Genomic DNA, 22,128 nt, shown 5'->3' with positions numbered 1-22,128 from the left:
AAATACCGCAGTCATGGTTAAATATTGATTATTTCTGTTTCCCCATGACTTTTGGTGTTTGATCACAAAGAACAATTTTGATCACAAAGAACAATAAGGATACTGCTATGGGTTTCATGACCGGCAAGCGCATTCTCATTACTGGCGTCGCCAGCAAACTGTCTATCGCTTATGGAATTGCCAAGGCAATGCACGATCAAGGCGTAGAGCTGGCTTTTACCTACCAAAATGACAAGTTGAAACCTCGTGTCGAAGAATTCGCTGCATCCCTGAATTCAAATATCGTTCTGCCATGTGACGTGGCTGAAGATGAAAGTATCGACGCATTATTCGTTGAACTGGGTAAAGTCTGGCCTAAATTCGATGGTTTTGTTCACTCTATCGGTTATGCACCGGCTGATCAACTTGATGGTGATTATGTTAATGCTGTCAGCCGTGAAGGTTTCAAAATTGCACATGACATTAGTGCATATAGCTTCGTTGCAATGGCGAAAGTCTGTCGTCATATGCTGAATCCGGGTTCTGCCTTGCTGACCTTGAGCTATCTGGGTGCAGAGCGTGCCATTCCTAACTATAACGTTATGGGTCTGGCGAAAGCCTCTCTGGAAGCAAACGTACGTTATATGGCCAATGCCATGGGTGTTGAAGGAATTCGCGTCAATGGTATCTCTGCCGGCCCAATCCGTACGCTGGCAGCTTCTGGTATCAAGGATTTCCGCAAGATGCTGGCACATTGTGAAGCTGTGACACCTATTCGCCGCACGGTGACAACAGAAGATGTCGGTAATGCTGCTGCCTTCTTGTGCTCAGATCTGGCCGGTGGTGTTACCGGTGAGATTTTACATGTTGACGGTGGTTTCAGCATCGCTGCCATGAATGAGTTAGAGTTAAAATAAATAACTCACCGATATATTAAAGAGAGTCCCACCCATAAGTTATGGTTGGGACTGTTTCTTTTTTTATTTCCTGCATTTCCTGCGTCAGTCTATTGTTACGGCATGAAATTGATGTTCTGGCGTGACCATCTTATCTTGCGCAGCAACAAGCTGTAATTCATATTCCCCACGCTTTTGTGTTTCCAACATCACTTCGTAGACTGCGGCTGCCACATGTTCTAAAGCCGCTTGCAATGCTTCATTTGTCAAAGATGGGCTTTTCAATAGATTAACGAGGAACAAACCACTGGTTAAGTCACCAACACCCACTGGCTGACGTGCCCCCGTATCAATTAATGGGCGGCTAATGTGCCAACTATGTTCTTTCGTCACCAAAAGCATTTCAAAACAATCTGCCTGATAACCTGCACGGCTTAAATGCTTAACCAGTACAATCTTGGGACCTTTTTCACATAACTCACGCGCTGCGGATACCGCTTGTTCTACATTGCCAATTTTCCGCATAGTCAGTGTTTCAAGTTCCAACAAATTAGGTGCGATAATATCACTGTCAGGTAATGCTTTTTCACAGAAGAATTCAGCAACCCCAGGGGCAACGATACAGCCTTTTTCTGGATGTCCCATGACAGGGTCACAAAAATACCAGGCATCAGGATTGGCTTTTTTAACCTGTTTTACGATATCAAGGATATCATTTCCCTGTTCCGCAGAACCGATATAACCACTCAGAACGGCATTGCAGGTGGCCAGTTTATTAATTTCACCAATTCCCTGCACGATTTCAGTCAAATGTTCCGGCGGCATCACACAACCACGCCATTGAGGATATTGGGTATGGTTTGAAAATTGAACCGTATTTAATGCCCATACGTTCACTCCCATACGACGCATCGGAAAAACAGTCGCGCTGTTTCCTGCATGACCAAAGACAACATGAGACTGAATTGAAAGCACATTGTTCATGATAAGGCCTAGTTTATTATTTTTGATTTATGAATAGATATTTGTCGTACTTCAAGGTGCATTTATCATCTCCCCCACGATGCAGGGAGATGATTAGTGACTTTCGTCTTGCAAGTGGCAACTTGAAGTTTATAGGATATATAAAGCTGCCAAATACATTAAGGGCAACATGATTGTTGCCCTTAATAATATATTAATTAGTTATTTCCAAGTGATAAGGCAATAATGTTTCTTGCCACGGCGTAACAAACTATAACGCCCAAACAGACGATCACTCTCAGCAAAGACATACATCGGTTCGGATTGTTTCTCACCGTTGATGGAAACTGCATTAGAGCTGATCATGGTACGGGCCTGCCCACGGGAAGGAACAAATTCAGCGATGACCAGTGCTTGTTGCAGGTCAGCATCTTTTTCAAGTTCAATGGCCGGCATGCCATCTTGTGCCAATTGAGCGAAATCATCCTCCGTCAAATCAGCAATGGCTCCGGAGAACAAACTCTCAGTGATGCGCTTCGCTGCGGCAAGACCTTCTTCACCATGCACCATACCTGTCACTTGTTCCGCCAATACATATTGAGCACGTGGCGCTTTACCGCTGTTCTTATCTTCTTCTTCCAACGCATTAATGTCTTCAATGTCCATGAAAGTAAAGAATTTCAGGAAACGGTAAACATCCGTATCGGCTGTGTTGATCCAGAACTGGTAAAATTTGTACGGGCTGGTTTTCTTCGGATCTAACCAAACCGCCCCACCTTCTGTCTTACCAAACTTAGTTCCGTCTGACTTGGTGATCAGTGGCACTGTCATACCAAACACTTGTTTCTGGTGCAGGCGACGGGTCAAATCGATACCGGAAGTAATGTTGCCCCACTGGTCTGAACCACCAATTTGTAATTCAACACCATATCTTCCATTCAGGTTGGCAAAGTCATAAGACTGCAATAGATTATAAGAAAATTCGGTGTACGAAATACCAACATCATCACGGTTAAGACGCTGTTTTACCGCTTCTTTGTTGATCATCTGGTTTACGGAGAAGTGCTTACCAATATCACGCAGGAAAGTCAGCACATCCATTTGACCAAACCAATCATAGTTATTGGCTAACTCTGCACCATTTTCACCCTCAAAACTCAGGAATGGGGAAACCTGACGACGAATTTTCTCAACCCACTCTTTGACCGTGTCTTCTGTGTTTAATTTACGTTCCGTTGCCTTAAAGCTGGGATCGCCAATTAAACCTGTTGCCCCACCGACCAACGCAATAGGCTTGTGCCCAGCAAGTTGGAATCGTTTTAAACACAGCAAGGGAACCAGATGGCCCAAATGCAAGCTGTCAGCGGTCGGATCGAAGCCACAATAGAGAGAAACCGGACCTTGCGCCAGTCTCTCAGCTAACGCCTCTTCATCCGTTACCTGGGCAACAAGGCCCCGCTCTTGCAGTTGTTTAATCAGGTTATTGCTAGACATTAATGACTCCATCGGTTTGTATATTTTACCTATATATCTATACCCTGCTTTCACGTTGCTGCTTTGTTATATGCCGCCACTTGAAATCCATTGGGTATATAAGCGTCTCGTTATAAATCAAGTGCCATAGCATAAAACGCCCGTAATATAAGTGCCAGTATTAAAAACAGTAATTATCTCTTTCGTTTTGCAACTTTCTGCCTTATTGATGTTTAAGGCGCCAGACGGTCAACATGCCATTTATCGCCTTCACGCTGATACAAAAAACGATCATGAAGGCGATGGGCACCCCCCTGCCAGAATTCGACTGAATCAAACTCGACCTTAAATCCGCCCCAGAAACTGGGGAGAGGGACTTCACCGTTCTGGAATTTCTGTTTCAACTCCAAAAACTTCCCTTCCAAGATACCTCTGGCAGAAATCTTCGAAGATTGCTGAGACGCCCAGGCGGCAATTTGGCTATCCCTCGGCCGGCTATGAAAATATTTCATTACCTCAACCGGGGACAAACGTTCCGCTTTGCCGAGAAAACTGACCTGCCGTTCCAATTGATACCAGGGAAAGTGGAGACTGATCCGGTTATTCTGGGCCAGATGTTTTGCCTTGCGACTGCCAAGATTGGTATAGAATATCAGGCTGTGAGCATCAAAGTGTTTTAGCAGAACAATGCGCTGATAAGGTTGCCCATGCTCATCCACGGTCGCAATGCACATTGCTGTTGGATCACTGAGTCTCGCTTCACAAGCCTGTTTTAACCAACGCTCAAAAAGCTCAATAGGTTCTTCAGTAAGATCTTTTCGCCTTAACCCACCACGTATATATTCGCGGCGCAGTTCTGCGATAACCATTTCATTATCTTCTGACATTTCTAAATCTCTATTTATTAATGAGTATTAGCATATCATTGTTATCTGCTAGCTCACTGTCTTCTAATCAGGGTTATCTGTTAACTGGATATTATTCAAACAATTATCTGACAACCGGATAAATTGCCCCTAAAATCGTTTCTCTATCCGCACCAGTAACTGATGGCAAGTTACCAGATTGTCCTGACATGGTTCGGAATGCCAGCCAGGCAAATGCCAACGCTTCCATGTCATCACCACTCAAACCATATTTATCTGTCGTCGCCACTTCTGTACCCGGCAATAAAACCGATAACCGATTCATCACAAGTGGATTACGTGCCCCGCCGCCGCATACCAGAAGACGGTCACACCGACCATTTAGCATGACTTGTTGAGCAATGCTTACCGCCGTTAATTCAGCCAATGTGGCTTGAACATCCACGGGGGTAATATCAGGAAAATCAACCAACTGTTGTTCCAACCATGCCATATTAAAGTATTCACGCCCTGTACTCTTCGGGGCAGTACGCGCGAAATAGGGATCAGACAGCATTTTTTGCAGCAAAGGTTCATTGACCGTACCTTCACTGGCCCACAGCGCATCTTTGTCGTAAGGTAACTGCTTATGCCGCCATGTCCAGGCATCCATCAACATGTTGCCCGGCCCGGTATCATAGCCTTTAACGGCAGAATTAGGCAGCAGTGCTGAGATATTGGCTATTCCACCGATGTTTAAAATGACCCGCCTTTCGGTAGGATGCCCCAATACCGCCATATGGAATGCCGGCACCAAAGGTGCTCCCTGACCACCATAAGCCATGTCACGCCGCCTGAAGTCACCAACGGTGGTAATGTTAGTCAGTGCTGCTACACGGTTATTGTCACCGATTTGCATGGTAAACGGTTTTTCACCGTCCGGCTCATGCCATACGGTCTGCCCATGACAGCCGATTGCGGTGATATCATTTGCAGTTATCCCGGCTTTATTCAATAACCCTTGAACCGCTTCTGCGAAGAGAGTACCAAGCTCATAGTCAAATCTTCCGACCATTGATAATGTCGTCTGCTGCCCTTGACAAATGGAAAGTAATCTTTGCTTAAGCTCTTGCGGAAAAGGATGGCTATAACTGACTTGTTGAGTCACGGCTTTATCGCTAATCTCCGCCAAAATAACATCAACACCATCCATGCTGGTGCCAGACATCACACCAATATAACGTCCTGAATTCATAAATATTCCTCTATTAAATAACGGATTACATTTGACACGTGGATTACATTCAATCTTGCGTAAACTATAAAGCACATCTATTCGGACTATATATGTTTAATGAGCATTATCAGAGATAAAATCTGAGTTTTGGAAAGCTCTTCACAAAACATGCTAAACTTTTGGTCAGGAATTATTCCTTTCAGAGTTTATTGTGAGCATATTATATTATGTAGATATGCATCATTAGTGGCCGACAAATTGATTAATTCTGCTGCTAACAAGAGCATCTTAGTATCTGCTGCTAACAAAAGTAGCCGAACGCTTGGTTATAAGTTTATTATCAAGCTTCCCTATCGGGCATTAAAATTAGGAGTAATTATGTTAAAACGTTTCCTGGTTGGTGTAGCTGTAGCAACCACATTATCGGGTTGTGCAGACATGGGAGCACTTTCTAGTGATACTTACTCTATGAATCAGGCCAAACAAGCTCAAACTGTAACCTATGGCACGATTCTGTCTGTACGCCCTGTCAAAATTAAAGGCAACCAAGCGGGTGATCCTAATATGTTAGGTCTCATTGGCGGTGCTGTTTTGGGAGGGCTGCTAGGGAATACGGTTGGGGATGGTTCTGGTCAAAGGCTTGCTACAGCGGCAGGTGCCATTGCTGGCGGTCTGGCTGGTCAAGGAATAGAAGGGGCTTTAGACCAAACGAAAGGTGTTGAGTTAGAAATTCGTATGGACAGCGGAAAAAACATCATCGTAGTGCAAAAGTTAGACAACATTGTATTCAGCAGAGGGCAACGAGTCAGGATCGCAAACAGTGGAGACTCTTTGACTGTATCACCACTCTGAAATGTTCAAATAACACAAAACTAGAAAATCGCGGTTTACCAGTAATAGGTCTGGGCCGCGATTTTATTATTATAGATTAATTTTTATATTACCTGTTTATGCAATTGGTTAATATTTTTTTCAATTTTCTTTATTACAGAAGCAAGCAGAATTAACTCATCATGAGTAATTCCCTGCAAAATTTCTTTCCTTGTAGAATCAATAACACTATCTACTTCTCTAATAAACGTTTCCGATTCTTTGGTTAATTTGATTCTTTTTGCGCGTCGATCATTGGCACATGTATGGCGTGTAATCAATTTCTTTTCTTCTAATTGATCAAGCGTTCTCACCAAAGAGGGTTGCTCAATACCAATCGCTTTTGCGAGCTGTATCTGTGACTGCTCTGGCGGCAGTTGACTAATATTGTATAGAGTAACCCAGTGTGTCTGAGTTAATTTCAACGGTTTCAAACGATGATCAATTAAAGCGCGCCAAACACGGACTAAACGTGCCAGATCTGATCCCAATGTCAATTCCAATTACCCCTCCTTATAATTAGAGACTCATATAACATCAATGAATTATCCAATCAGTTTATTCATCTGAATAATGGATACGCACCCTATATCATGCTTACATTAGCAGAGTCAGCAATTTAACTAATTACCTAATTAGTGTCGCGTTGGCGTGTTACTCAAAGTTGACATCTTCGTCGCCCTAAAGAGCGAAATTGTACGGTGCACCGAATAAAATCGCGCATTAATCCACCAACGATATAAACTGTATAAAATAATCTTACAACTAAACTATTATAAGTTTAAATATCAACAAAAAAAGTACAATCCCTCAAAATATATCCATTTCCACTCGGTTAAAGTTCTATAAGAATAACCGCCATCCAAATACTAATCTATATATTTTTACATTAATATCATTTTTATCTTACAGATATTGATAATATCAAAATAAATAATATAAAAAACAACAAGATAACAAACCAGTTCTTTTCTTGTTCAACAAATGATTCTTTGATAAGAAATTCTTACTTAAATATCTAATCTCACCAACAGAAATGATGTTTTGAAGTGACTTATGTCAAATAAAAGAAATATAATATAAATAATATATCATTTCTTGCAGGAAATATTTCATATTTTTATGATCATCCTAAACCATAATTCATATGAGTGATATTTTTTGATCAAATTAGAATAAAACTAAAATAAATCGGCTTGTTGCGAGATAATATTTTTTTCTTTCTCTTTATTTCTGACTTCCCTTAGATGCCTCTGATGACATAAGCGCAATACTTTTCTTTTTTCATTATCAGATAGTTGCATCCACATAAAGCGCTCTTCCCTACTACGATAACACCCTCGGCAAAAACCGCGGGAATTAGATTCACAAATTCCCCGACAAGGGTTTGGAATAGCAAAGAATTCCAATTGTTCAGCCATCTCATCCTCCTGCGCTTGGAACTATCAATTATTCCCATAATGAAACTATTTGTTGCTCAGTATAAACCTCAAATATAACATTTCAAAACAAAATAGTAACATTTAGAAACCAAATAAATAAACAGGACAATTTGAATTATTTTATCTATACACGTTATAGTTGAACTAAGCATATGCAGGTATGCGGACAACGTTTTGCAAAAAAGCTATGTTTCACAATAAGACTATAAAGATCAAGAGGTAATCATGCGTTTACTCCATACGATGATCCGTGTTGGCAACATGCAGCGCTCGATTGATTTCTACACTAAAATCATGGGCATGCGTTTACTTCGCACCAGTGAAAATCCAGAGTATAAGTATTCTCTCGCGTTTGTTGGTTATACCGATGAAAATCAAGGCTCAGTTATTGAGCTAACTTATAATTGGGGCGTTGAAAACTACGAAATAGGAACTGCGTTTGGGCATATCGCCTTGGGCGTTGATGATGTTGCGGCAACTTGCGAACGCATCAAACTTGCCGGAGGAAAAGTGGTTCGCGAAGCAGGACCCGTTAAAGGTGGAAAAACCGTCATTGCATTCGTTGAAGATCCCGATGGCTATAAGATTGAACTCATCGAAAATTCAAGTGCCAGCAGCGCATTAGGCAACTAATTCTATCAATAGCGGCCAAACTATCGTTAAAAAATTAGTTACACACCGACAAAAGGGCAAATCTTATTGCCCTTTATTATCCTCATTGGATAAGCATTACTTCTGCAAGACACACCAAATTTTGTCATAATAGCCACTATTCCAGAATCAAAAACAGAATCCTGAAGCTAAAAACTGAAAATCAGATGTCTAATCAAAACGATCAAAATATGTTAAGTGGGCGCTTTCGTGGCTACTATCCCGTTGTCATTGATGTCGAAACCGCTGGTTTTAATGCGCGGACAGACGCTTTACTTGAAATTGCTGCAATTACTTTAAAAATGGATGAAAATGGTTGGCTAACACCTGCCAATACACTGCATTTCCATATTGAGCCTTTTGAAGGAGCTAACCTTGATCCTGCCGCTCTTGCTTTCACCGGCATTGATCCAACAAATCCCCTACGGGGAGCAGTCAGTGAATACGCTGCCTTGCATGCAATTTTCAAAATGATCCGCAAGGGCATGAAAGAGACGAATTGTAACCGCGCAATTATGGTCGCCCATAATGCCAATTTTGATCACAGTTTTGTCATGGCTGCTGCTGAACGCGCAGGCTTGAAACGCAATCCATTCCATCCGTTCGCAACTTTTGATACCGCCGCACTCAGTGGTTTGGTTCTTGGCCAAACAATTCTTGCCAAGGCCTGCATCACAGCAGAAATTCCGTTTGACAGCAATCAAGCACATAGCGCTCTTTATGATACTGATCGAACTGCCCTGCTTTTCTGTGAACTTGTCAATCGCTGGAAACGGCTGGGTGGTTGGCCATTACCCTCAGCTAACACCGCTAACTGCGAAGCCTAAAACAAGCAAACCTCATATTGATTAATCTGTAAATAGTAACCCCATACCTATAAAAGTATGGGGTTATGAAAAAACATCTATCATTTCGATGAATGACTGACCTTATTCCTGATCACGATACTTGTCGGCAGTCTCTTTGATCAGCGTTTGTAGTTCACCACGCTGATACATCTCAACAAGGATGTCACAACCTCCCACTAACTCACCGTCAACCCAAAGCTGGGGAAAAGTCGGCCAATTTGCATACTTAGGCAACTGAGCACGGATATCTGGATTTTGCAGAATATCCACATAAGCAAAACGCTCACCACAAGCGGATAAAGCCTGAACTGCCTGTGCGGAGAAGCCACAACTTGGCAGTTTCGGTGAACCTTTCATATACAGCAGAATTGGATTTTCTCTGAGCTGACGTTCGATTTTTTCAATAACCGCATCAACTGTTGTATCTGTCACTGTATTCGTGTTTGTATTAAAATTCGTCATTGTTGCTTCCTCAAAACTGCAAACGCTATTTATCAGCATAAGATAAAGATTGATTCAGAATACCACTTTCTACTCTCATTTTTCTACCGTGAACTTTATATGCTGGGTGTATCTACTCCATGTTACAGTTCAGTTCTGCGCCAGTTCGCCGCCTGATAGCATCTTTTTCCCTGTTATTTGGCAGAAAAGTTGTTAAGATAATTAGCAAAAAATTAATACGATAATGAGACTAAATTTGCCCTGCCCATGATAAGCAATCCTAAGTCATGGTTTGCAGAGCCAAAAAACCCGATATTAAAAAGGAGCATGCAATGTCTTTTGAATTACCCGCATTACCTTATGCCAAAGATGCCTTGGAACCCCATATTTCTGCAGAAACTCTAGAATATCACCACGGCAAACATCACAACGCTTACGTCGTAAACCTGAATAATTTGACTAAAGATACTGAGTTTGCCGGAAAATCGTTGGAAGAGATCATCAAAACCTCTGAAGGCGGAATCTTCAATAACGCTGCACAAATTTGGAACCATACGTTCTACTGGCATAGCCTGTCACCAAATGGGGGTGGCGAACCCACCGGAAAAGTCGCAGACGCTATCAACAATGCTTTCGGTTCTTTTGCTGAGTTCAAACAGCAGTTCACTGACGCAGCCCTGAAAAACTTTGGTTCTGGTTGGACTTGGTTAGTCAAGAAAACTGACGGCACATTGGCTATCGTTAACACATCCAATGCAGCAACGCCATTGACTGGTGAAGACAAACCCGTACTGACCGTTGATGTTTGGGAGCACGCATACTACATCGATTACCGTAATGCACGCCCTCAATATTTGGAGCACTTCTGGGCGCTGGTCAACTGGAAATTTGTTGAAGAAAACTTGGCTTAATAAGGTTAATTATCTTACCAAGTTAAAATAACAAGGGCAGGTTTTCCTTCATTCGTGGCATCACAATTGTTGGAAAACCCGCCCTTAAAGCAAGTGATGTTACAAATTCTTCTTTTCTATCCTGATCAGATCAAGCAGAGACTTGCCAGAAAAACAATCATGATTAATGCACTACCGGCAGCCAATAATCCCAATTTCAGATCTGTGTCCATAGAACATCCTCAATGTGAAAATTAAGAGACCTCAACACGATAAATTTTTAAGTACAAGTTTTGAGCGGTTACTCACCGTATCATTTAAAAAACCATACCCAATATTTAGTCCATACTCTTTATAACATCGATTATTACTTTCACTTTTGAGCTAGATCAGACAAAATTCAAGGTTTATCGCTGACTTATTGCCAACTATCACTCTATATAAATATATTGGCAAACGATTAACAAATAGCTATACCCGATAGATTTCAAAATTGAAAGATGAAAGGTATACCAATTAGACCAAAAGGTCAGGAGTCCTTTTTATCATGGCAACGATTAAAGATGTGGCCAAACGCGCTGGTGTTTCGACCACAACCGTATCGCATGTTATCAATAAAACCCGTTTCGTCGCCGAAGATACAAAGGCTGCGGTTTGGGCTGCGATTAAGGAACTGAATTATTCTCCCAGTGCCGTTGCCCGCAGCTTGAAAGTTAACCACACCAAATCCATCGGATTACTGGCAACCTCAAGTGAAGCACCGTATTTTGCTGAGATCATAGAATCGGTTGAGAATAGCTGCTATAGCAAAGGTTATACACTGATCTTATGTAATTCCCATAATAACCTTGATAAACAGAAAGCGTACCTCGCGATGCTGGCGCAAAAACGTGTAGACGGTTTGCTGGTAATGTGTTCAGAATACCCTGAACAGCTTTTAGGTATGCTGGAAGACTACCGTAATATTCCTATGGTGGTCATGGATTGGGGAGAATCCAGAGGGGATTTTACCGATGCAATTATTGATAATGCTTTTCATGGCGGTTACTTAGCGGGTCGTTATCTCATTGAGCGCGGTCATCGTGATATTGCATCTATTCCTGGGCCATTAGCAAGAAATACCGGCGGAGGACGCCATCAAGGTTTTCTCAAGGCGCTGAAAGAAGCCAACATCACCATTCGGGATGAGTGGATGGTACAAGGTGATTTTGAACCTGAGTCCGGTTATCAAGCCATGTATAAGATCCTGAATCAGAAACATCGCCCAACCGCTGTTTTTTGCGGTGGGGACGTCATGGCAATGGGGGCAATCTGTGCAGCCGATGAGTTAGGACTACGTGTTCCACAAGACATTTCAATCATCGGTTATGACAATATTCGCAATGCCCGCTATTTCACACCAGCATTGACAACCATCCACCAACCCAAAGAACGTTTAGGGCAGATGGCTTTTGCAATGCTATTGGACAGAATCATCAATAAACGTGAGGATGTACAAACTATCGAAGTCCACCCACGCCTTGTCGAACGGCGCTCGGTTGCGGATGGACCTTTTATCGATTATCGCCGCTGACAGTTAATTTTCTTGCAGCCATTCAGCATTAAGTGTTTCGCTATCTCCCAGATAATCAAGTAACCAACTTAATGCGGGTGAATGGCTCTTTTGCGACCATGTCAGGCAGCATGGGCTGTCAGGCAAGGGTTGCTCGAGTTCGAGTGCCATCAGCTTGCCTTTACGGATCAGCGGTAATGCAAGGTGCTTGGGCACCATGCCGACACATAATCCATCCATCAGGCAACTTAACCCAACATTCCAATCAGGAACAATCAACCTTCGTTGATTATCCAAAGCCCATGTATCACGCTTAGGCAAGCTGCGTGAAGTATCTTCGAGACATAAACTGGGATAAGGCCGCATCTGATCATCATTCAATTTCCCCGATATCACTGCCAGTTCATGTTCAGGGCTGGCGACACATAACCACGGAATAAATCCCATATCCCTGAAACTATATCGCTCACCAACGGGGGAAGCCCGTGTTGCACCAATGGCAACGTCCACCCGTCCATCCACCAAAGCATCCCATACGCCATTGAAAACTTCAGGATAGATAAATAATTCAATATCGGGGAAATGACGATAAAAATCCAAAATTAACCGAAGCGTTCGCTCTGGTTTTACCACCTGATCAACCGCAATACTGAATTGCCCACGCCAGCCATTGGCAACTTGTTGACACTGGTGCCGAGTGTGATTCATTTTTTTGATAACAGAACGCGCTTCCTTGACAAAAATAGCCCCTGCTTCCGTTAAATCGACATCTCGGTGACGACGTTCAAATAAAGGTACTGCCAGCCACTCTTCAAGCTGTTTTACCGTATAGCTGACAGCAGAAGGCACACGGTGAAGTTCTGATGCAGCCGCACTGAAACTTCCTGTTCTGGCAACGGCATCAACGACTTCCAGAGAGTATTCAGACCACATATATCTTCCTTTCAATTTTTTTCACAGCATGGTGCAAATATTACCGTTTCACAAGTAAAAATCATGCTATATAAAATAAGCCCAATATTTCCTTATCAACCACCACACCAAGTTATTAACACAATGACAACAAATAAAAACGCCATTCCATTCATGTTTTATCTCGCAGGCCTAAGCATGCTAGGCTACTTGGCCATCGACATGTATCTGCCCGCTTTTGATGCAATGAAAGCAGAATTAGGGACATCAACAAATGTCATCGGTGCGAGCCTCAGCATTTTTCTTGCCGGGTTTGCTTTTGCCCAACTTTTATGGGGACAATTGTCTGACCGTTTAGGCAGAAAACCTGTTCTTATTATCGGACTATCCCTGTTTTCCATTAGCTGTTTAGGTATGCTCTGGATCACTGATCCTGTTCAGTTACTGGTATTGAGGTTTATGCAAGCAGTGGGAGTGTGTTCCGCTGCGGTGACCTGGCAGGCTTTAGTCGTTGATAGATATGACGCAGAACGCACGAAACGTGTTTTTGCCATGATCATGCCTTTGGTTGCCCTTTCCCCTGCCCTTGCGCCTTTGTTGGGGGCATGGTTGTTGACACATAGTGGCTGGAGAATCATTTTCCTTGTCCTCATGATCGTGACAATATTGCTGTTAATACCTACATTTTTTCTAACTAACACACGTACTCATACCGAAACCAATGCCGATAAAAAGCCGGTTTCTTTCTTTACGCTACTCACTTCCCCTGTTTTCAACGGAAATGTATTAATCTATGCCTCTTGCAGTGCAGGTTTTTTTGCCTGGCTAACGGGTTCACCAACGATTTTGAAAAATATGGGTTATGATCCTACTGATATTGGCTTAAGTTATATTCCCCAAACGCTGGCATTTATGATTGGTGGATATGGTTGCCGTATCTTATTGGAAAAAGTGAAAAGCGAAACCGTATTTCCCTTCCTGTTGGTGGGTTATGCAGTCAGCATGATCGCCATTTATTTGATTTCGCTATTGAGTGAACCTTCATTTATCGCCATTCTTATTCCTTTTTGTGTGATGGCAGCAATGAATGGTGCATCCTACCCAATTGCAGTCGCCAATGCTCTGGCTGTTTATCCTCAAGACAGCGGTAAAGCGGCTGCATTGCAAAATGCACTGCAACTGGGTCTCTGTTTTGTCGCGAGTATGATTGTCTCCGTATTTATGGAATCACCTCTCTTATCGACGACCACGGTCATGGTACTTACTACTGTTCCAATGGCTGTTGGTTATTGGCTGCAAAAACAGGGGATTAAAAAAAGCCACTAAACATAAATTCAATAATTTCCCCAAAAAATAATAATTAAGAACATTATTATCTAAAGGTTGCATCATGCTGTGACCTTTAGATGATTGTTTAAATACCATTTCACTCATATACTCATACAGATTCATTATTCTAAGAATGCGAGGTTTGAGGTGTCTTTTGGAGCATTGAAGTGCTGTTTAATTTCAGGATAAATAAGCAATATGTGCTTACAGTATTATTTTCTAATAAACCTTTAAGGTTTTACATAAAAAACAGTTATAAAGTGACACCTCAAAATTCCATCACACAAATGTTGGAGAGTATATGAGTTCATCTTTTGTTGAAGGTAAAAAAACAATAACGGATCCTTGGTATAGGATCGCCCATGAATTGCTTCAGGAAACTGATATTGAGATCAATGGCAAGCGCCCTTTCGATATACGCATTAAAAACCCTGATTTCTATAAGCGTGTACTGAAAGAAGGTTCCTTGGGTTTGGGTGAGAGTTATATGGATGGCTGGTGGGAATGTGATCGCCTTGATATTTTCTTTTATAAAGTATTACAGGCTGGTTTAGAACATCGTATTCCTAAAAATGTCAAAGATATCTTCAAGATAATTATCTCTCGTATATTTAATTTACAATCTCCCAAACGTGCCTGGATTGTCGGTAAGGAACATTATAATTTAGGCAATGACCTTTTTACCCGGATGCTTGATCCTCATATGCAATATTCTTGCGGTTATTGGAAAGATGCCAATACGCTGGAAGAAGCACAAACCCATAAACTCCGCCTGATTTGCGAAAAACTACAACTTTCTCCGGGCATGACTTTATTGGATATCGGTTGTGGCTGGGGAGGTTTGGCAGCTTATGCGGCGGAAAACTACGGGGTATCTGTCACAGGGGTAACGATTTCAGCCGAGCAACAAAAATACGCGCAGGAACGATGTCAAGATCTCAATGTAAAAATTATCCTTGAAGATTACCGAAACCTTAACCTTCAGTTTGATCGCGTGGTATCCGTCGGCATGTTTGAGCACGTTGGCCCGAAAAATTATGACAATTATTTCAATATCGTGAAAAAGAACCTGAAACCTGATGGCCTGTTCCTGCTCCATACTATCGGCTCTAATATTGATAAATCAGGTTCTGATGCCTGGATCAGTAAATATATCTTCCCCAATGGCTGTTTACCGTCGATAACCAAAATCGCTAAAGCAACCAATGGAAAGTTTGTTATGGAAGATTGGCACAACTTTGGGGCGGACTATGACAGAACCCTGATGGCATGGTATGAGCGATTTACTGCCAGTTGGCACGAAATAGAGCATAACTATAGCCCGCGCTTCAAACGAATGTTCAGTTATTACCTGAATGCTTGTGCAGGTGCATTCCGGGCAAGGGATATTCAGTTATGGCAGGTAGTATTTAGTCCGCAAGGCATTGAAAAAGGATTGAGAGTACCTAGATAATGCCCTCCACAATGAAATTGGCAAAGCTACGGAAATAGTATTTCTGTAGCTTGCTTATTTTTATCGAGTTTTATTGAATAGCGTTATTGCAAAACCTATACTCATCGTACTTCAAGCTGCAACTTGCAGTTTATAGGGTATATAACACAATCCAGAAATATTTCTTATTGTCCTTCAGTTTGTAACAATAATTTTTCTTGCTCTTTCTGAGCCAGAACTCGTTCAACAGTATCGACAATCGCTTGAGTTTGTGGATCAATTTCAATATTAATTTTTTCTCCCAAACGCTTTTTACCCAGTGTTGTGCGCGCTAATGTTTCTGGAATTAAATGAACACAGAATCGATTATTGACAACATCGCCAATGGTCAGGCTAATCCCGTCAATACCAATAAACCCTTTGTGCAGGATATATTTCATCAATTGTTTGTCATGAATGCGAAACCATATTTCATGGTTATTTTCAGAAGTGAAGATCTTGGCAATTTCCGCGGTTGTAATAACATGACCGGACATCAAATGCCCACCAATTTCATCACCAAATTTAGCCGCCCTTTCCAGATTGACTAAATCACCTACCCTAAGTTCGCCGAGATTGGTCAGGCGCAATGTTTCTTTCATTAAATCAAAACTGATTAAATCACCATCGATCTTAGTCACAGTCAGACAGCAACCGTTGTGGGAAACAGAAGCCCCCGTTTCAATTCCGGGTAATAATTCAGCCGGAAATTTAACAACATGGGTCCGAAAATGCATTTTTTCATCAATGGCAACTATCGGCGCTTTTCCCTGAACGATACCTGTAAACATGGGAACCTCTTTAATCATTTCACTTGGCAGGTTAGTTTAACCTACTCATCGCGTTTAAACACCATCCTGTTTAAATACCATTTCTTTTAAATAGGTTTTCATAATAGTGAGAGCTTGCAATCTTGTCCCGCGCGCCGCGCGGGACAAGATTTACTCCTATCATTCATTTTGAAACGCTATTTAAACATCATGATTATTTAATACGCTATTGCGATAAAGTTTAGTTTCAGTTGAGTGTTGCTTCAATTTTATTGCCCAGCCATCGACTTCATAATTAAGTATAAATATCTTGCAACGATTGGATTAATAAAATGAGTCCTATACAATAGAGACGCTTATAAGCGATACATTTTCCATTAACATCGTTTGCTCGCAAAAATATTTCTTATTTTTCTCGTTAATTTTCAATCAAAAAAGGTGTAGTACGTGCAGAAATATTTAAATGAAGCGCGTAGTTTGCTCGCTCTAGGGATCCCTGTTGTCATCGCACAGTTTTCACAAACTGCCATGGGCTTCGTTGATACTGTCATGGCTGGTAAAGCGGGTGCTATTGAAATGTCAGCGGTTGCTGTTGGCACATCAATCTGGCTGCCAACTATTCTGTTTGGTCAAGGTTTATTGCTTGCTTTGACCCCCATCGTGGCACATATGAATGGCTCAGGCCAAAGAAAAAACGTTGCAGGTCAAATCCAGCAGGGGTTCTGGCTTGCAATTTTCCTCTCTATCTTGATCATCGCAGTATTGTATAACAGCCGATTTATTATAGAAGCACAACATAACGTCGATCCTGTATTGGCACAAAAAGCGACGGATTTTATTCATGCCATCATGTGGGGAGCGCCAGGTTATTTGTTCTATCAAGTTTTGCGTGGTCAATGTGAAGGATTATCGAAAACTAAGCCAGCAATGGTCATTGGTGTTGCCGGTTTACTGGTCAATATTCCCATTAACTACATTTTTATTTACGGTAAGTTTGGGGCACCTGAATTGGGCGGTGTAGGTTGTGGTGTCGCAACGGCAACGGTCTACTGGGTTATGTTCCTGTTGTTACTTGCCTATGTGAAACACTCTCCTTCCCAAAAAGATATCCAAACCTTCAACAAATTTGCAGGCCCTGAATGGCACACGCAAAAACGAATTGCATTACTTGGCTTACCTATCGCCCTGGCGATGTTTTTTGAGGTGACTCTGTTTGCTGTCGTCTCGTTATTGGTTTCGCCACTCGGTGTTGTTGCCGTAGCCGGACACCAAATATCACTCAACTTCAGCTCGATGATGTTTATGTTCCCGCTGTCATTGGGGATAGCGGCAACCATTCGTGTTGGCTACAATCTGGGCCAACAATCCACTGAAGGCGCTAGAATATCCGCCTACACGAGCATTATTGTTGGCTTAATTATTGCTTGTATGACAGCAACCTTCACCGTACTGCTGCGCGAGCATATTGCATTTATGTACAACGACAACCCTGAGGTTGTAATTCTTGCCTCTCACTTGATGCTGTTTGCGGCTATTTACCAGCTTTCTGATGCGGTTCAGGTCATTGGATCGGGAGTATTGCGCGGATACAAAGATACACGTTCTATTTTCGTGATCACTTTTATTGCTTATTGGCTCTTAGGGCTGCCGAGTGGCTATATTCTGGCGTTGACTGATTATGTCACTAAGCCAATGGGACCACAGGGTTTCTGGATTGGATTTATTATCGGTTTAACCGCATCGGCATTTATGATGGGTTACCGTATTCTATGGACACAAAAACAGCCAGCCCATTATATTCTGAAACGTTCTACACGTTAATTCAGTTCACTAAGTTACCAATACCAGGGGAAAAGCTGCAAATTCACGCGAAAAGATGTAATTGCGAGCAGTTGAACAAGAATTTGCATTTTTCCCCTTGCCAGAAAGCCCAGTGCCCGTTAATATTCGTTCCCGTTGTCAGCCACAGAAATTTAGATTGCGTCCGTAGCTCAGTTGGTTAGAGCACCACCTTGACATGGTGGGGGTCGGTGGTTCGAGTCCACTCGGACGCACCAAATATCAGGTTGACAAAAAGAATGCAATGTGCGTCCGTAGCTCAGTTGGTTAGAGCACCACCTTGACATGGTGGGGGTCGGTGGTTCGAGTCCACTCGGACGCACCATATTCAAACTATGAACTTATATCTTCCCCTGATTTACCCACTTTTTTAGCCTTGCTCCATTCAAGTGACTTCTATAATCACAAATTCATTGTTGACCAATCTACCTGTGTACTAAAAATTCAAAATCGCCTGTTTGCGCAACAACTCCCTGATTTATTTAATCATGAGCCATAAATATCTCTTCCCTGTTGTATGGAAATCTTTTCAAGCACCATTTTTTGATTCATTTCACAGAAATTAGTCTCTATAATACGCTCATGTCATAAGTTGAATGGTTTCAGCTAACTAAAGTAGATAGATTGTCATGAAAAAAACCAAAATTGTTTGTACTATCGGGCCAAAAACAGAATCCGAAGAGAAGTTGACCGAACTGCTTAATGCAGGTATGAATGTCATGCGCCTGAACTTTTCTCACGGTGACTACGAAGAGCATGGTCGTCGTATTGAAAACATTCGCGCGGTTGTCGCGAAAACTGGCAAAAAAGCAGCAATCTTATTGGATACTAAAGGCCCTGAAATCCGTACCATGAAACTGGAAGATGGCAATGACGTCTCCCTGACTGCGGGCCAAACTTTTACCTTTACGACAGATAAATCCGTTATCGGCAATCAAGATCGTGTTGCGGTGACTTATGCCGGACTGCCGGAAGATCTGAAACCAGGCAATACCGTATTGGTTGATGATGGTTTGATCGCCATGACCGTTAAGGAAACCACGGCGACCGAAGTGATCTGTGAGGTACTGAACAACGGTGACTTGGGCGAAAACAAAGGTGTTAACCTGCCAAATGTTTCCATTAACTTGCCTGCACTGGCAGAAAAAGATAAACAAGATTTGATCTTCGGTTGTGAGCAAGGCGTGGATTTCATTGCAGCCTCTTTCATCCGTAAACGCTCCGATGTACTGGAAATCCGTGAGCACCTGAAAGCTCATAATGGTGAACATATCCAAATTATTTCCAAAATCGAAAATCAGGAAGGTCTGACTAACTTCGATGAAATTCTCGAAGCGTCTGATGGTATCATGGTTGCCCGTGGCGATCTGGGGGTTGAAATCCCAGTCGAAGAAGTTATCTTCGCGCAAAAAATGATGATCGAAAAATGTAATGCGGCGCGTAAAGTTGTTATCACGGCAACCCAAATGCTGGATTCAATGATCAAAAACCCACGCCCTACCCGCGCCGAAGCCGGCGACGTTGCCAACGCTATTTTAGATGGTACAGATGCGGTTATGCTGTCTGGTGAAAGTGCGAAAGGGAAATATCCTGTCGAAGCGGTTTCCATCATGGCAACCATCTGTGAACGTACAGACCGCGTTATGTGCAGCCGAATTGAAAATACGAAGTCTCAGAAACTGCGTGTTACCGAAGCGGTCTCCCGTGGTGCGGTTGAAATCGCAGAAAAACTGGAATCACCCCTGATTGTCGTGGCAACTTACGGTGGTAAGTCGGCAAGATCTATCCGCAAGTATTTCCCTAACGCTTCAATCCTTGCATTGACAACGAATGAAATCACGGCGCGTCAATTGCTGCTAGTCAAGGGTGTTTCCACTCTGGTTGTCAAAGAAATCGCTTCTACCGATGATTTTTACCGTATTGGTAAAGAAGCCGCGTTGGCGAGTGGCATGGCGCACCTTGGGGATGTCGTTGTCATGGTATCCGGTGCATTAGTCCCCAGTGGCACAACAAATACGTCCTCTGTTCACGTGCTCTGAGGCTTAAAAGCCATCAATAACCGCGCTGTCTAACCTTGGATAGTCTTCCCGGACAGCACTGGCAATCAAAGAAGCCCATATTTGTATTATGCAGATTGGGCTTTTTTGATTATTCTGGTTAAATCATCTATTCGGCTGCCATTTTATTGCCGATATCCAAAAATTATTGGCTTATTTTGAGATAAAGAAAGGTAAAAATTTTTTTCATAGCAAAAATTTATTCTCTTTCTAAAATAGTTTGTGTAATACTTAGATGGCTACTTGGAGATTAACTTAATCTAGAGGGTAATGTGATGAATCGTACTAAAGTTGTATTTGGTGCAGTAATTCTGGCTTCCACCCTGCTGGCAGGTTGCTCAAGCGCAACGAAAGTTGAACAGCTTGCTTCTCAGGTGCAAACTCTCGGTTCTAAAGTTGACCAATTGAGCAGTGACATCAGTTCTATTCGTTCTGATGTACAATCAGCCAGAGATGAAGCTGCTCGCGCGAATCAGCGCCTTGATAACCAGGTTCGTTCATACAAGAAATAATCTTTGTAGTAGATAGAATGAGTTGATAACAAAATGGCGTACCACTGTACGCCATTTCTACTTCGGCTTCCTGCCCCGTATTTGCCAGTTTCTTAGGTTTCAGTTAATAAATCGGCCCAGGCTGGTGTAATGGCGGTATCTTAGCAACCTGTTCTGCATTTACCTGCGTGGGTATTCCTGAACGACGAATAATGGCTTGATCAACCAGAAATTCATCGGTTTCCCCACTATTAATGAACTTCACCAAACTTTCAGAACGTGGGATCGGTATTGTCTGTGGATCATCTGTCTCTTTACGAGAAAGCGGCTGATGAACTTCCACATAGCGCTTACCATCCGGCTCAACAGCATATTTTACCGGTTCATTAATGATCTGAACACGCGTTCCTCGTGGGACAGTACGGAACAAATCCTCAATATCATTGGGCCGCAAACGAATACATCCTGAACTCACTCGCATACCAATACCGAAATTGGCATTTGTACCGTGGATCAAATATTCGCCACGTCCGGCAGCCAAGCGTAAGGCAAAATCCCCCATTGGATTATCAGGCCCCGCAGGTATTACGGCAGGTAAAATGATTCCCCGACTGGCATAATCCTTGCGAATATTCGTGGTTGGCGTCCACGTCGGATGCTCGATCAATTGGCTGACAGATGTTGTCATGGTTGGCGTATTGCGCCCAAGCTGACCAATACCAATAGGATACACAACAACATAATCCTTTCCCTCAGGGAAATAATAGAGCCTGAGTTCAGCCAGATTGATAATAATTCCCTGACGAGGCGTGTCTGGCAGCAGCATCTGGGAGGGAATCATTAACTCAGTACCGGGCTTAGGCAAATAGGGATCAACCCCTGGATTCGCTTCCAACATCGCCAGTAACCCTATCTGGTAGTTGGCAGCAATATACTCTAATGGGCGCCCGTCATCAGGCACAATATAGGTGGAATTAACGCCAATCAGGCGGCTATTAGCAGGAGGCAATGGATACTCGACAGCATGGGCGATATTAGTCAATCCACTTAACGATAACATGCTGCTCAAGAACATGCCGATAACAGTTAAAGATCGCTTCATACAGGCTTCCTGAAAATGATACTTAAACGTTTGTGGTTAATTAATAGACTATTCTGCCAAACTATTCTAT

The 22,128-nt window shown here is 42.5% G+C and carries 21 protein-coding genes and 2 tRNA genes; 13 read left to right on the top strand and 10 right to left on the bottom strand.

Annotated features, from left to right (window positions below; genetic code table 11):
* Nucleotides 1–107: 107 nt before the first annotated feature.
* The gene (fabI, locus tag XDD1_RS08650; RefSeq protein ID WP_045970381.1) at nucleotides 108–896 is read left to right on the top strand and encodes an enoyl-ACP reductase FabI; all 789 of its coding nucleotides are present in this window, start codon (nucleotides 108–110) and stop codon (nucleotides 894–896) included.
* 84 nt (nucleotides 897–980) lie between these two features.
* Here fabI and pdxY read toward each other — a convergent pair whose 3' ends face one another.
* The 4 genes from pdxY to anmK form a co-directional block, all read right to left on the bottom strand.
* Nucleotides 981–1,859: a pyridoxal kinase PdxY gene (gene pdxY, locus XDD1_RS08645; protein WP_045970379.1), complete on the bottom strand. Its 879-nt coding sequence runs from the start codon at nucleotides 1,857–1,859 to the stop codon at nucleotides 981–983.
* A gap of 201 nt (nucleotides 1,860–2,060) precedes the next feature.
* Entirely contained in the window at nucleotides 2,061–3,332 is a 1,272-nt protein-coding gene (gene tyrS, locus XDD1_RS08640) for a tyrosine--tRNA ligase (RefSeq protein WP_045970377.1), read from the bottom strand.
* A gap of 212 nt (nucleotides 3,333–3,544) precedes the next feature.
* Nucleotides 3,545–4,198, bottom strand: coding sequence for a pyridoxamine 5'-phosphate oxidase (pdxH, locus tag XDD1_RS08635; RefSeq protein WP_045970375.1), 654 nt, complete (start codon nucleotides 4,196–4,198; stop codon nucleotides 3,545–3,547).
* A gap of 103 nt (nucleotides 4,199–4,301) precedes the next feature.
* Nucleotides 4,302–5,411, bottom strand: coding sequence for an anhydro-N-acetylmuramic acid kinase (gene anmK, locus XDD1_RS08630; protein WP_045970373.1), 1,110 nt, complete (start codon nucleotides 5,409–5,411; stop codon nucleotides 4,302–4,304).
* A gap of 360 nt (nucleotides 5,412–5,771) precedes the next feature.
* Here anmK and XDD1_RS08625 point away from each other — a divergent pair, with 360 nt between their 5' ends.
* Nucleotides 5,772–6,245 carry an outer membrane lipoprotein gene (locus XDD1_RS08625; RefSeq protein ID WP_045973413.1) on the top strand — a complete coding sequence of 158 codons (474 nt, stop codon included), beginning with the start codon at nucleotides 5,772–5,774 and terminating at the stop codon, nucleotides 6,243–6,245.
* Between the two features lie 83 nt (nucleotides 6,246–6,328).
* Here the strand turns inward: XDD1_RS08625 and slyA are convergent, their stop codons facing one another.
* Both slyA and XDD1_RS08615 read right to left on the bottom strand, forming a co-directional pair.
* Nucleotides 6,329–6,766, bottom strand: a complete 438-nt coding sequence (gene slyA, locus XDD1_RS08620) for a transcriptional regulator SlyA (RefSeq protein ID WP_045970372.1) — start codon at nucleotides 6,764–6,766, stop codon at nucleotides 6,329–6,331.
* Nucleotides 6,767–7,444: 678 nt separating this feature from the next.
* The gene (locus XDD1_RS08615; protein ID WP_071827255.1) at nucleotides 7,445–7,684 is read right to left on the bottom strand and encodes a DUF1289 domain-containing protein; all 240 of its coding nucleotides are present in this window, start codon (nucleotides 7,682–7,684) and stop codon (nucleotides 7,445–7,447) included.
* A 246-nt stretch (nucleotides 7,685–7,930) separates the two neighbouring features.
* Between XDD1_RS08615 and gloA the strand changes: the two genes are divergently transcribed.
* Nucleotides 7,931–8,338, top strand: coding sequence for a lactoylglutathione lyase (gene gloA, locus XDD1_RS08610; RefSeq protein ID WP_045970368.1), 408 nt, complete (start codon nucleotides 7,931–7,933; stop codon nucleotides 8,336–8,338).
* Between the two features lie 185 nt (nucleotides 8,339–8,523).
* Nucleotides 8,524–9,183, top strand: coding sequence for a ribonuclease T (gene rnt / locus XDD1_RS08605; protein WP_045970366.1), 660 nt, complete (start codon nucleotides 8,524–8,526; stop codon nucleotides 9,181–9,183).
* Nucleotides 9,184–9,285: 102 nt separating this feature from the next.
* On the opposite strand, the gene XDD1_RS08600 is transcribed toward rnt, so the two are convergent.
* Nucleotides 9,286–9,666, bottom strand: a complete 381-nt coding sequence (locus XDD1_RS08600) for a Grx4 family monothiol glutaredoxin (protein WP_045970364.1) — start codon at nucleotides 9,664–9,666, stop codon at nucleotides 9,286–9,288.
* Nucleotides 9,667–9,977: 311 nt separating this feature from the next.
* Here XDD1_RS08600 and sodB point away from each other — a divergent pair, with 311 nt between their 5' ends.
* Nucleotides 9,978–10,556, top strand: coding sequence for a superoxide dismutase [Fe] (gene sodB / locus XDD1_RS08595; protein ID WP_045970362.1), 579 nt, complete (start codon nucleotides 9,978–9,980; stop codon nucleotides 10,554–10,556).
* Nucleotides 10,557–11,082: 526 nt separating this feature from the next.
* Nucleotides 11,083–12,108, top strand: a complete 1,026-nt coding sequence (gene purR / locus XDD1_RS08590; protein WP_045970360.1) for an HTH-type transcriptional repressor PurR — start codon at nucleotides 11,083–11,085, stop codon at nucleotides 12,106–12,108.
* Nucleotides 12,109–12,111: 3 nt separating this feature from the next.
* On the opposite strand, the gene punR is transcribed toward purR, so the two are convergent.
* Nucleotides 12,112–13,020, bottom strand: a complete 909-nt coding sequence (gene punR / locus XDD1_RS08585; RefSeq protein WP_045970358.1) for a DNA-binding transcriptional activator PunR — start codon at nucleotides 13,018–13,020, stop codon at nucleotides 12,112–12,114.
* A gap of 153 nt (nucleotides 13,021–13,173) precedes the next feature.
* Here punR and punC point away from each other — a divergent pair, with 153 nt between their 5' ends.
* Both punC and cfa read left to right on the top strand, forming a co-directional pair.
* A complete protein-coding gene (gene punC / locus XDD1_RS08580) occupies nucleotides 13,174–14,325 on the top strand; it encodes a purine nucleoside transporter PunC (protein WP_408068283.1) in 1,152 nt (383 codons plus the stop codon).
* A 304-nt stretch (nucleotides 14,326–14,629) separates the two neighbouring features.
* Nucleotides 14,630–15,781 (top strand): cyclopropane fatty acyl phospholipid synthase, encoded by a 1,152-nt coding sequence (gene cfa / locus XDD1_RS08575; protein WP_045970354.1) that lies wholly within the window; start codon nucleotides 14,630–14,632, stop codon nucleotides 15,779–15,781.
* 164 nt (nucleotides 15,782–15,945) lie between these two features.
* On the opposite strand, the gene XDD1_RS08570 is transcribed toward cfa, so the two are convergent.
* Nucleotides 15,946–16,590 (bottom strand): riboflavin synthase, encoded by a 645-nt coding sequence (locus tag XDD1_RS08570; RefSeq protein ID WP_045970352.1) that lies wholly within the window; start codon nucleotides 16,588–16,590, stop codon nucleotides 15,946–15,948.
* A gap of 426 nt (nucleotides 16,591–17,016) precedes the next feature.
* On the opposite strand from XDD1_RS08570, the gene XDD1_RS08565 reads away from it, so the two are divergent.
* The 5 genes from XDD1_RS08565 to XDD1_RS08545 all read left to right on the top strand — a co-directional run bounded on the left by XDD1_RS08565 (nucleotide 17,017) and on the right by XDD1_RS08545 (nucleotide 20,977).
* Entirely contained in the window at nucleotides 17,017–18,390 is a 1,374-nt protein-coding gene (locus XDD1_RS08565; protein WP_045970350.1) for an MATE family efflux transporter, read from the top strand.
* A gap of 159 nt (nucleotides 18,391–18,549) precedes the next feature.
* Nucleotides 18,550–18,626 (top strand) — tRNA-Val (locus XDD1_RS08560).
* A gap of 30 nt (nucleotides 18,627–18,656) precedes the next feature.
* Nucleotides 18,657–18,733: transfer RNA gene (locus XDD1_RS08555), tRNA-Val, on the top strand.
* A gap of 304 nt (nucleotides 18,734–19,037) precedes the next feature.
* Nucleotides 19,038–20,447 carry a pyruvate kinase PykF gene (gene pykF, locus XDD1_RS08550; protein ID WP_045970348.1) on the top strand — a complete coding sequence of 470 codons (1,410 nt, stop codon included), beginning with the start codon at nucleotides 19,038–19,040 and terminating at the stop codon, nucleotides 20,445–20,447.
* A 293-nt stretch (nucleotides 20,448–20,740) separates the two neighbouring features.
* Complete coding sequence (locus tag XDD1_RS08545; protein ID WP_045970346.1) at nucleotides 20,741–20,977, top strand: major outer membrane lipoprotein; 237 nt, start codon at nucleotides 20,741–20,743, stop codon at nucleotides 20,975–20,977.
* Between the two features lie 103 nt (nucleotides 20,978–21,080).
* Here the strand turns inward: XDD1_RS08545 and XDD1_RS08540 are convergent, their stop codons facing one another.
* On the bottom strand, nucleotides 21,081–22,058 hold the full coding sequence (locus XDD1_RS08540; RefSeq protein WP_045970344.1) for a L,D-transpeptidase family protein: 978 nt from the start codon (nucleotides 22,056–22,058) through the stop codon (nucleotides 21,081–21,083).
* Between the last annotated feature and the right edge of the window lie 70 nt (nucleotides 22,059–22,128).

The organism is Xenorhabdus doucetiae (genome assembly GCF_000968195.1).
GTDB classification, from domain to species: Bacteria; Pseudomonadota; Gammaproteobacteria; order Enterobacterales; family Enterobacteriaceae; genus Xenorhabdus; species Xenorhabdus doucetiae.
The sequence above is the reverse complement of the archived record's forward strand: the minus strand, read 5'-3'. Positions and strand labels throughout refer to the sequence as shown.

What these genes read in the sequence shown, in the direction of transcription:
- punR (WP_045970358.1), bottom strand. Translation starts at nt 13,020, where the DNA reads ATGTGGTCTGAATACTCTCTGGAAGTCGTTGATGCCGTTGCCAGAACA.
- gloA (WP_045970368.1), top strand. Translation starts at nt 7,931, where the DNA reads ATGCGTTTACTCCATACGATGATCCGTGTTGGCAACATGCAGCGCTCG.
- fabI (WP_045970381.1), top strand. Translation starts at nt 108, where the DNA reads ATGGGTTTCATGACCGGCAAGCGCATTCTCATTACTGGCGTCGCCAGC.
- tyrS (WP_045970377.1), bottom strand. Translation starts at nt 3,332, where the DNA reads ATGTCTAGCAATAACCTGATTAAACAACTGCAAGAGCGGGGCCTTGTT.
- rnt (WP_045970366.1), top strand. Translation starts at nt 8,524, where the DNA reads ATGTCTAATCAAAACGATCAAAATATGTTAAGTGGGCGCTTTCGTGGC.
- pykF (WP_045970348.1), top strand. Translation starts at nt 19,038, where the DNA reads ATGAAAAAAACCAAAATTGTTTGTACTATCGGGCCAAAAACAGAATCC.
- XDD1_RS08570 (WP_045970352.1), bottom strand. Translation starts at nt 16,590, where the DNA reads ATGTTTACAGGTATCGTTCAGGGAAAAGCGCCGATAGTTGCCATTGAT.
- XDD1_RS08615 (WP_071827255.1), bottom strand. Translation starts at nt 7,684, where the DNA reads ATGGCTGAACAATTGGAATTCTTTGCTATTCCAAACCCTTGTCGGGGA.
- pdxH (WP_045970375.1), bottom strand. Translation starts at nt 4,198, where the DNA reads ATGTCAGAAGATAATGAAATGGTTATCGCAGAACTGCGCCGCGAATAT.
- XDD1_RS08540 (WP_045970344.1), bottom strand. Translation starts at nt 22,058, where the DNA reads ATGAAGCGATCTTTAACTGTTATCGGCATGTTCTTGAGCAGCATGTTA.
- XDD1_RS08600 (WP_045970364.1), bottom strand. Translation starts at nt 9,666, where the DNA reads ATGACGAATTTTAATACAAACACGAATACAGTGACAGATACAACAGTT.
- cfa (WP_045970354.1), top strand. Translation starts at nt 14,630, where the DNA reads ATGAGTTCATCTTTTGTTGAAGGTAAAAAAACAATAACGGATCCTTGG.
- XDD1_RS08545 (WP_045970346.1), top strand. Translation starts at nt 20,741, where the DNA reads ATGAATCGTACTAAAGTTGTATTTGGTGCAGTAATTCTGGCTTCCACC.
- XDD1_RS08625 (WP_045973413.1), top strand. Translation starts at nt 5,772, where the DNA reads ATGTTAAAACGTTTCCTGGTTGGTGTAGCTGTAGCAACCACATTATCG.
- pdxY (WP_045970379.1), bottom strand. Translation starts at nt 1,859, where the DNA reads ATGAACAATGTGCTTTCAATTCAGTCTCATGTTGTCTTTGGTCATGCA.
- punC (WP_408068283.1), top strand. Translation starts at nt 13,174, where the DNA reads ATGTTTTATCTCGCAGGCCTAAGCATGCTAGGCTACTTGGCCATCGAC.
- purR (WP_045970360.1), top strand. Translation starts at nt 11,083, where the DNA reads ATGGCAACGATTAAAGATGTGGCCAAACGCGCTGGTGTTTCGACCACA.
- anmK (WP_045970373.1), bottom strand. Translation starts at nt 5,411, where the DNA reads ATGAATTCAGGACGTTATATTGGTGTGATGTCTGGCACCAGCATGGAT.
- sodB (WP_045970362.1), top strand. Translation starts at nt 9,978, where the DNA reads ATGTCTTTTGAATTACCCGCATTACCTTATGCCAAAGATGCCTTGGAA.